Annotated in this window: 7 protein-coding genes and 1 pseudogene; 7 read left to right on the top strand and 1 reads right to left on the bottom strand. The window is 51.2% G+C overall.

The window, feature by feature from the left end; genetic code table 11:
- The 7 genes and pseudogenes from AB7U36_RS11080 to AB7U36_RS11050 form a co-directional block, all read left to right on the top strand.
- Positions 1–213 (top strand): annotated as a pseudogene (locus AB7U36_RS11080) (hypothetical protein); the annotation flags it as partial.
- 11 nt (positions 214–224) lie between these two features.
- Positions 225–1,313, top strand: a complete 1,089-nt coding sequence (hypD, locus tag AB7U36_RS11075; RefSeq protein WP_428159838.1) for a hydrogenase formation protein HypD — start codon at positions 225–227, stop codon at positions 1,311–1,313.
- Positions 1,314–1,401: 88 nt separating this feature from the next.
- A complete protein-coding gene (hypE, locus tag AB7U36_RS11070) occupies positions 1,402–2,415 on the top strand; it encodes a hydrogenase expression/formation protein HypE (protein WP_428159837.1) in 1,014 nt (337 codons plus the stop codon).
- A 118-nt stretch (positions 2,416–2,533) separates the two neighbouring features.
- Positions 2,534–2,896 carry an RNA polymerase-binding protein DksA gene (gene dksA / locus AB7U36_RS11065; RefSeq protein WP_428159836.1) on the top strand — a complete coding sequence of 121 codons (363 nt, stop codon included), beginning with the start codon at positions 2,534–2,536 and terminating at the stop codon, positions 2,894–2,896.
- The gene (rnc, locus tag AB7U36_RS11060) at positions 2,862–4,484 is read left to right on the top strand and encodes a ribonuclease III (protein WP_428159835.1); all 1,623 of its coding nucleotides are present in this window, start codon (positions 2,862–2,864) and stop codon (positions 4,482–4,484) included. The genes dksA and rnc overlap by 35 nt, the downstream gene beginning before the upstream one ends.
- A gap of 7 nt (positions 4,485–4,491) precedes the next feature.
- Positions 4,492–5,571: an elongator complex protein 3 gene (locus AB7U36_RS11055; RefSeq protein WP_428159834.1), complete on the top strand. Its 1,080-nt coding sequence runs from the start codon at positions 4,492–4,494 to the stop codon at positions 5,569–5,571.
- A gap of 86 nt (positions 5,572–5,657) precedes the next feature.
- Complete coding sequence (locus AB7U36_RS11050) at positions 5,658–7,649, top strand: methyl-accepting chemotaxis protein (protein ID WP_428159833.1); 1,992 nt, start codon at positions 5,658–5,660, stop codon at positions 7,647–7,649.
- Between the two features lie 70 nt (positions 7,650–7,719).
- On the opposite strand, the gene AB7U36_RS11045 is transcribed toward AB7U36_RS11050, so the two are convergent.
- The gene (locus tag AB7U36_RS11045; protein WP_428159832.1) at positions 7,720–10,125 is read right to left on the bottom strand and encodes a penicillin-binding protein 1A; all 2,406 of its coding nucleotides are present in this window, start codon (positions 10,123–10,125) and stop codon (positions 7,720–7,722) included.
- Between the last annotated feature and the right edge of the window lie 214 nt (positions 10,126–10,339).

Below are 10,339 nucleotides of genomic sequence, written 5' to 3'. Positions count from 1 at the left end.
GCCGTTGCAAGGGTGGGGCAGAAAACCGGCCTTGACCGGGTTGTTCTGTCCGGCGGGGTGTTCAACAATGATACGGTTTTTTCCCGGATAACGGGTATGCTTGAAGCAAAGGGCTTTAAGGTATATACCCACAGCAGGGTTCCCTGCGGGGATGGCGGCATTGCCCTGGGCCAGGCCATGGCAGCCGCAGCCCGTCAACACAACATAAAGTAATAAGGCCATCCATGCGTATGACATATACCCAGGCATTTAAAGATCCTGAAATTTCAAAGGCCCTGGTGGCCAGGATCCGTGAAAAAAGCACCTGTCCGCTACGGTTGATGGAAGTGTGCGGCACCCATACCATGGCCATTTTCCGTTACGGGATCCGGTCTGTACTGCCCGGCACCATTACGCTTTTGTCAGGACCCGGCTGTCCTGTGTGCGTGACCGCCCAAAAGGACATTGACGCCTATGTGATGCTGGCACGCAGGGCTGATATGATCCTGACCACTTTTGGTGACCTGATGAAGGTGCCGGGATCCGGGTCCAGCCTTGCCGGGGAAAAGGCCAAAGGTGCGGATATCCGTATGGTCTACTCTGTTTTTGATGCCCTGGCCGTGGCAAAGGAAAACCCGGACAGGCAGGTGGTGTTTTGCGCAGTGGGCTTTGAGACCACCATCCCGACCATTGCCGGGGCCGTCCTTACTGCCAAAGCCCAGGGGGTAAACAATTTCAGCATTTATAGCGCCAACAAGCTGACCCTGCCGGCATTGGCCACACTCATGGAGACCGACGGCGTGGAGATAGACGGATTTATTCTGCCCGGGCACGTATCGGTCATCACAGGGCTTGACGCCTTTGTCCCGTTCTTTGAAAAATACCGGATACCTTCTGTGGTTACAGGGTTTGAGCCTGTGGATATCCTTAAGGCCATACTCATGCTGGTGGCGCAGAATGAATCCAAATCACCCGGGCTGGTCAATGCGTACTCCAGAGCTGTGGCGGATACCGGGAACCCCAAAGCCCGGGCAATTATGGATCAGGTGTTTGAAAAGGCCGACGCCATCTGGCGGGGGATTGGTAAAATTCCGGATTCAGGCATGGTGCTGAGGGAATCCTTTTATCAATTTGACGCTGCCAAAAAATTTGATATGCCGGTTTCAGATACCCGGGAGCCGGCCGGGTGCGGCTGCGGCCGGATTTTAATGGGGCTGAAGCGGCCTGACCAGTGCCGGCTGTATAAAAAATCCTGTACCCCCATGCATCCGGTGGGACCCTGCATGGTTTCCAGCGAAGGGGCCTGTGCTGCCTTTTATAAATACAGCCGGTAGGATACAAGGACAATTGGGTCTGGATCAGTTGGCTGTCAGGCCTAACACTGGCCTGCAGGCACCGGTACAGGCGATTAAGGAAAATACCATGAACAATAATGATACGATTCTTCTGGACCACGGTGCCGGGGGCAAGCTTTTCCATGCCATGTTTTCAGAATTGATTCTGCCTTTGTTCGACAACGGATTATTGGCGAAACAGGATGACGGGGCCGTTTTTGAGGTGCCCGGGGGCAGGATGGCTTTTTCAACGGATTCCTATACCGTGGACCCCATTTTTTTTCCTGGCGGGGATATCGGCGCGCTATCCGTGAACGGCACTGTCAATGATATAGCCATGTGCGGGGCAACCCCCTTGTACATATCTGTGGGGCTGATCATTGAAGAGGGAATGAAAATACATGATCTCAGGCGCATTCTTCAATCCATGGCCCGGGCCGCCCAAAAGGCGGGGGTCAGGATCGTCACCGGTGATACCAAGGTGGTGCCCCGGGGAAAGGTTGACAAAATATTCATTAACACCTCCGGGGTCGGACTAATCCCGGCCGGCGTCAATGTGTCGGGTTCCGGGGCCCGGCCCGGGGATAAAGTGATTGTTTCAGGCACCATTGCCGATCACGGGGTCACCATATTGAGCGAACGCGAAGGGTTGAAATTTGATTCCGACGTAAAAAGCGATTCCGCACCCTTAAACCACATGGTCAAAAGGGTTCTGGCATCAGGATACCCGGTCCATGTGCTGCGGGACCCCACCCGGGGCGGGATGGGTACAACACTGAACGAAATTGCTGTCCAGTCAAAGGTGGGCATCCGGCTTTTTGAAGACCGGCTGCCGGTACGCGGCCCGGTCCGGGGCATTTGCGAGCTTGTGGGGTTTGATCCCCTGTACCTGGCCAATGAGGGCAAGCTCATCGCCATGGTGCCTGGCGCAGATGCAGACAAGGTACTGGATATAATCCGCCGGGATGAGTTCGGCAAAGACGCTGTAATTGTCGGAGAGGTTACAGACCAGGACCCGGGCCGGGTGGTGCTGGAGACGCTTATCGGCGGCACCCGGATTGTGGATATGCTCACTGGCGAGCAGCTCCCCCGGATCTGCTGATTTGTTTGATAAATATTAGGATACGGATAAAAAAACTTTACAATAACGGCATATCTGAATATAATTGAGAACTTTTTAGGTGTCGCGCAAAATCTATATTAAAGAGAAGGACAACACTATGAAACAAGAAGATCTGGATTATTTTAAAGCGTTGTTGACTGAACGGCTCAATGAGTTGCTTTCCCATGCCGACACAACCGTTACAGGCATGACCCAGCCCAAGGAGAACTTTGCTGATCCCACGGATCGGGCCTCCCATGAGGCGGACCGAACTTTTGAACTGCGCATCCGGGACCGGGAGCATAAGTTGATTAAAAAAGTTAAACAGGCCTTGGAGCGGATTGAAAACGGGACCTTTGGCCGGTGTGAACTCTGCGAGGAAGATATTTCCATTGAACGGCTCAAAGCCCGGCCTGTAACGACTCAGTGCATCACCTGCAAAACCCGTGAAGAAAATATGGAGAAGGCGCTGGGAATTTAATTCCCAGACACAGGCTTTACATCAGGTTTTGATTGATCTTCATACACATTCCACTGCGTCGGACGGATCTCTGACGCCTAGGCAGATCCTCGATTTGGCCAGAGACACCGGCATTGAGGCCGTTGCGCTGACTGACCATGACACCATTGCCGGAATTCTGGAAATAAAAAATATTGTTCATTCGTATCCGGTTGAATTTATTACAGGTGTTGAGATTTCGTGTGCGCCGCCGCCTGAGTTCAAATCCCTGGGCAGCATTCATATGCTGGGATATGGATTTTCCGTTTACGACTGTGGATTGAATGATGCACTGGCCCGTGCGGCAGATGCCCGGGCCAACCGGAATCCGAGAATTATTGAAAAACTCAATGAACTGGGATTTGACATTACCCTGGACGAGGTGGAAAGTCGCTTCGGCGCCCGCCAGGCAGGCCGCCCGCACATTGCCGAACTGCTCGTGGAAAAGGGCTATGTGTCTGATTTCCGCAAGGCCTTTGATCTTTACCTGGGTAAAAATAAACCCGCCTATGTTGATAAATTTAAACTGTCCTGTACCCACGCCATCCGGATGATTCTTGATGCCGGGGGCCTGCCGGTTCTGGCCCATCCAGGTATAATTGATTTTAAACATCCCCATGACCTGGATACCTTTGTGAATATGCTGGTCCAGGACGGGCTTGCAGGTATCGAGGTCTATTATCCAGGACATGATTCAGCCCTGCGACAACATTTGTCTGAAATTGTACACCGTAAAGGACTGGTGGCGACGGGGGGCTCTGATTTTCACGGCAGCTTTAATAAAGGCGTGGATCTTGGCCGGGGCAGAGGCGATTTGAATGTGGCCATGTCAGTGTTCAAAACATTGAACGACCGGTTGCTGGAAATCCAGGCCAGTCCCCGTCTGGACCTTCTTGAACAAAATCTTGATTACCGGTTTCAGTCCCGCTCCTTTTTATCCAATGCCCTGTGCCATCGCTCCTACCTTAATGAAAATCAGAATACCTGTGATACGGATAATGAGCGCCTTGAATTCCTGGGCGATGCGGTGCTCGGGTTGTGTGTGGGGCATCTGCTCATGGAAAGTGATCCTTTGAAAAAAGAGGGTGAACTTTCCCGGCTGCGGTCAACCCTGGTCAGCGAAACAGGACTGGCGTACATTGCCCGCAGGATTGATCTGGGCCGGTTTATTAAGCTGGGTAAGGGAGAATCTCTTTCAGGCGGCAGTGACAAAAATTCGATCCTGTCAGATACCTTTGAGGCTGTGGTCGCCGCAGTATACCTGGACGCCGGATTTGACCGGGTCCAAACCATGGTGAACCGTCTTTTTGAAGACCCTGTGCGGCAGATTCTGGCGTCATCGGATTTCATTGATTATAAAAGCGGCCTTCAGGAATTTACCCAGGAGCATTTTGGCACAACCCCGGATTACACCCTGGCAAAAGAAAAGGGCCCTGACCATGACAAAACATTTGAGATTTGTCTGAACCTGGATACGGTTTCCACCATAGGTACCGGGAAAACCAAGAAAGCTGCTGAACAGGATGCTGCCAGAAAAGCGCTTGCTATTTTGAATCAGGATTCTGACTAGACCTCCGATGTCCGGGCCCCTGGTGATTCCTTTTTTTATTCCCCACCAGGGATGCCCCCATGTATGCATTTTCTGTAACCAGCGCCTGATTGCAAGACAGACTGCAAAAGAGCAATCTTTTGACAATGAGGCCCAGCGTCTGTCTGCTGTTATTCATACCTATCTTCAGTTTAAAAAAAATCGTTCCCAGGTGGAACTGGCCTTTTTCGGCGGTAATTTTTTGGGACTGGAAACATCCAGGATACTTGCACTGCTCAAGGCGGTACAACCCTGGATCCGGCAGGGACAGATCCATAGTATTCGCTGCTCAACGCGCCCGGACACCGTTACCCAAACAGCACTGGACCTTGCCCGGCCCTTTGGCCTTGAAACCGTAGAACTGGGTGTCCAGTCCATGGATGATCGTGTCCTTGTCCTGGCCCAAAGGGGGCACACCAGCGGGGATACCCGAAAAGCCCTGGCCCTGCTTCGGGAAAATGGCCTTAAAACCGGGGTCCAGGTGATGGTGGGGCTGCCCGGGGATGACGATACCGGTGCGGTTCGTACGGCTGAAGCGCTGGCTGAACTTGGGCCGGATCTTGCCAGGATTTACCCTCTTCTGGTGCTGGATGGCGCCAGGCTTGCCCAATGGTACGGGTCCGGACAGTATGTGCCGTTAAGTCTTGACCAGGCGGTTGATCAGACAAAAAAAATGGTCGCGGTTTTCAGGCGGGCAGGGGTGGCGGTGGCACGTATAGGGCTTCAGGCCACACAGATGATGGAGGATGCCGGCCAGATGATTGCAGGCCCATGGCACCCGGCTTTTGGCCATCTGGTTCTATCCGCACTTATGTTTGACCAGGCTTGTGAACGGATTGAAGCCGTTCTAACAGGGCAGGCAGGCCGGGAAGGAATTGGAAAGCCCGGTGGAAAAAAAAGTGTCGTGCTCCAGGTAAACCCGAGGTCTTTGTCCCGGCTCCAGGGTCACCGGAAAGCCAATCTTGACCGGCTGGCCCAAAGATATCCTGGGCTCTGTTTTTCCATTGAAAGGGTCGAGACCCTGGATCCGGATCAGGTTCGTGCTCACATTTTTGGCGGCGGTTGTTGATAATCAACCCGGAGCAAATGATCCACCGGAAACACAGATGACTTTGGAACCAATTGATTAATTATAAAGGAAAGGAAATTATGAGAATGACGTTCAAATCCAAACTCCTCACCGGAGGTATTCTGGCCTCCATGCTCCCCCTGGTCATTTCAGGATATTTTTCGGTAAGCAAATCCTCTAATGCCATCACTGAAATTTGCGAATCCCAAGCTATTCAGGTAGCCAAAAACTTGGCTGTGCTGGCCGAAGAGTTCATCGACCAGGAAAAATGCTTTGCCTTGGCCATAGCCCAAACACCTGTGGTCATGCAGACCGCCTCAAAGGTGTTTGATTCAGGAACGGATGATGCGGAGCAGGATCTGAATGCCTTGGAAAGTTTTCTGGCTGCCGTTTTTGCCCAGGTCGGAACCAAATATGAAAGCCTCAGAGTTTCAGATAAGGACGGCAATATCATCGCCGACAGCTATGAAGGAAAAGCCAGGAAGCGTTGTTTGGCTGAACGGCAATATTTTATCGATGCTAAAAAAGGAAGCGTCAGCATAAGCGAACCTATTTTATCATCATGTTCGGGCCTTCCAATTATTACCATTGCCGCTCCCCTAAAAAAATCAGACGGGACATTTATCGGTACCTTTGTGTCCGGAATCAAACTGGACCAGTTAAGCAACCATATCACCCAGGCTAGACTGGGAAAAACCGGGTATCCTTTTGTAGTTGACAAGAACGGCATTTTTATTGCCCATCCTAAGCCTGATCTTATTTTCAAGACCAATATGACCCAAACCAGTGGCATGGAGGAGGCAGCCAGGCACATACTGGCCCATGAAACCGGTGTGCATGACTATAATTTCAAAGGCGTGGACAAAATCGCCGGGTTCTCTTTGGTTAAATCCACGGGGTGGCGTGTCTGCGTTACCCAGAATCAGGACGAGTTTCTGGAAACGCCCAGACATATTCGGAATCTGATGTTTATCGTGGGCGTGATTGCTTTTATCGCTGTATTGGCCGGGGTCCTCTGGTTTATAAAAGGCGTTATGGTTCAGCTGGGAAGGGAGCCCGTGGAGATTGCCGGTATCGCCGACAGCATTGCGGCAGGGGATTTGACCATCCAATTTATAGGTGATACTGAAAAGCTGACCGGCGTATACGCCAGCATGAAAAAAATGGCTCATAACCTGACGCATATGCTCAAAGAAGTCACTGAGGGCGTTCAGACCTTGACTTCATCCTCCACAGAACTTTCTGCCATTTCAGAACAAATGGCATCCAATTCAGAAAATACCTCGGAAAAGGCGAACAGTGTGGCTGCCGCCTCAGAAGAAATGACTGTGAATATGAACGGTGTGGCTGCTGCAACCGAACAAACCGCCGCCAATATCCAAACCATCGTAGCCGCTACCGAAGAAATGTCTTCCACCATTTCGGAAATCGCAGTCAATACATCCAAAGGCAGCCAGACAACCATTAATGCCGTGAAAAAGGCAGAAGAAGTTTCAATAAAAGTCAACCAACTGGGAGCAGCCGCTTCCCAGATCAGCAGGGTAACCGAAACCATCGCAGACATCTCTGAACAGACCAATCTTCTGGCGCTTAACGCCACCATTGAAGCTGCCAGGGCCGGCGAGGCAGGAAAAGGCTTTGCCGTAGTTGCCGCAGAAATCAAAGCCCTTGCCCATCAAACAGCCGAAGCCACTGAAGAAATCGGCCACCGGATCGGAGAGGTGCAGAAGAGTACTGGTGAATCCGTGACCGCCATTAACGAAATTGTTGAAGTTATCAATGAGATTAACACCATTGTAACCTCTGTGGCAGCCGCCATTGAAGAACAGACCGCCACCACCCAGGAAATTTCCAAAAATGTGAGTCAGGCTGGTCTCGGGGTCCAGGAGGTGAATGAAAATGTCAACCAGGCCTCTGCTGTGACCGCTGAGGTCAGCCAGAATATTCATCAGGTCAGCCAAGCCTCTGACGAGATCAAGGCCGGCTGCCTCCAGGTCAATGAAAGCGCAGGAGAACTGTCCAGGCTTGCCGGGAACCTTAAACAGTTGATTTCCCAGTTTACCCTGGAAAAAGCGTAAAAGGCTTATCAAAGGGTTGGGTGGATTCCCAGGCACGCCATCATCCATCCAACCCTTTTACGGGGCGAAGCTAAAACCCTTCCTTGAATAACTCTTCTGTGCCCAACACCTCATCCGGCCCCGGGGTGTGCTGGGTTGGCTCAGTACCTTCCTTAAAGCACTCAAAAATGGTTTGTTTGCTTTGGGCACTGGGCAGAAGACCGGTTTCGGCGTCTATTTTAACACGGATGATATCTTCGGGCACTGTGAACTCCCGTACGGACTTACCTTCCAGAGCGTGCTGCATGTAATCCAGCCAGATGGGGCTTGCGGCCCGGGCGCCTGTTTCTCCCCTGCCGATGGGGGCCTCCTGGTCAAGCCCCACCCAGACCCCTGTGGTGTACCTGGGGGTAAAGCCCATGAACCAGGCATCGTGAAGATCGTTTGTGGTGCCTGTTTTACCTGCCGCAGGCCGGTTCAGGGCCTTAACCCTCTGGCCGGTGCCGGCCTGTACCACGCTTTCAAGCATACTTGTCATCAGATAGGCCGTGCCCATATCAATAACCTTTTTACGGATCAGTTTGGAAGATTCCAGAAGCTTGTTGTCCCGGTCATAAATTTCAGTGATAAATACCGGCTCAATCAGGTACCCCAGGTTGGAAAATACCGAATACGCCTTGGTCAGTTCAAACAGAGAAACCCCTGAAGATCCGAGGGCAATGGACAGATCCCGGGGGAAAGGGGAGGTAATCCCAAGTTTTCTTGCATAACCGATGACATAATCTATGCCGATATCCTGGAGGATCTTGATGGTGACAATATTTCTGGATTGGGTCAGGGCCTGGCGAAGCAATGTGGGACCGTAGAATTCCTGTGCATAGTTATGGGGTTTCCACACCCTGTCATGCAGCCTGTCCTCAAATACCACAGGAGAGTCAATGATGATCGTGGCCGGTGTATACCCCTTGTCAAGGGCTGCCGCGTACAGGATGGGCTTGAACGCGGAGCCGGGCTGACGTCTTGACTGAACTGCCCGGTTGAACTGGGAGTTTTTGAAATCCCTTCCGCCGATCATGGTTTTGACATGGCCGGTTTCAGCTTCAATGCTTAGAAGCGCTGACTGGGCAATAGGTTCCTGGTAAAGGGCAAATTCATAGTCCTTTTCCCCTGTCATCTCCTCAAGGACTTTCACATAGATGACATCCCCGATTTTTAAGACCTGGGATGGTCTTGCGATCCTGGCAGATTGATAGGATACTTTGGGAGTGGGTTTTCTGGCCCATGTCATGGTGACTAACCGGATGATGCCTGTGACATCGCCAACCCTTACCTGGGTAACCTTGTTGTCATCATCCACCTTCAGGACAACCCCCTTGTAGATCTCTCCCTTGACCGGGCGGCTGCCGTTCAGTTCCCCGGCAATGGTGCGGCTGAAATCCGCCACCTGAAGCGCGGGTATATTTTTTATAGGGCCCCGGTATCCGCAACGCTGATCCAGGTCTGACAGGCCTTTATCGACCGCGGCCTGGCCTATTTTCTGCAGTTCAATGTTCACTGCAGTATGAATGCTCAACCCCTGGGTATAAAGCATGTCCTCGCCGTATTCCTTTTCAACATACCGCCTGACATGCTCGGTGTAGCAGGGAACCCGTTCGATGAACCAGTTTTTCCGGGGCTTGATATCCAGTTTGGCACCCATGGCTTCGGTGGCTTCCAAGTTAGAGATCATGCCCTCTTCCTTCATGCGGTTCAGGGTATACACCTGGCGCTGCCTGGCCAGTTCCGGATGGTGAAAGGGGCTGTACCGGCTGGGTGCCTGGGGCAGGCCTGCCAGCATGGCACATTCAGCCAGGGTCAGGTCCTTGACATGCTTTCCGAAATAATTTTCGCAAGCCGCTTCAACACCGTAAGCGCCCTGTCCCAGGTATATCTGGTTCAAATAAAGGAAGAGTATATCATCTTTAGAAAGCTTTTTTTCAATTTTATAGGCGAGAATCACCTCTTTAAGCTTGCGCGTATAAGTTTTCTCCGGGGTAAGAAGAAAGGATTTGGTCACCTGCTGGGTGATGGTGGAACCGCCCTGAACAATGGTGCCGGCCATAAAATTTTTTATGAACGCTCTGACAATGGATTTTATATCAATGCCGGGATGTTCCCGGAACCGGGAATCTTCGGCCGCCACAAAAGCATTGATCAGATTGGCAGGCATGTCGGACAAGGGAATGACGATTCTGCGCTCTTTGTAAAATTCGCCGATTTTTCTGCCGTCATCGGAAAATACGTTGGTCACAATGGCCGGGCGGTAATCATTGAGCGTATTGATCTGGGGAAGGTCCTGGCTCATATAGAAAAATCCGGCGATAATTGCAGCACATCCGGCAATAACTGCAAGGATGAACAGGATGAACAACCATATGAAAAAAGAAAACCATATGTTTTTTTCTTTTTTCCTGCTTCGTTTCTTCAGGATCTGTGTGCGGCTTTGTTGTTTTGTCATAAGGTTTCGAAATAATATTCTATTTAGATAAAATATCTGCTTTTATCAGATTCGATTTAAGATGGCAATAGAAAGGCAGGTTCATACCAGGGCAAACGCATTTAAATTCTATTGACTCCAAGCACTTTCATGAGATAAATATCATCCCACCCTGCTTGGAGGCGTTTTGTATTTATGCTCTTTCTCATACTGTTTTCCTGTTTCAGGAGATTTA

Source organism: Desulfobacter sp., from assembly GCF_050177295.1.
The sequence above is the reverse complement of the archived record's forward strand: the minus strand, read 5'-3'. Positions and strand labels throughout refer to the sequence as shown.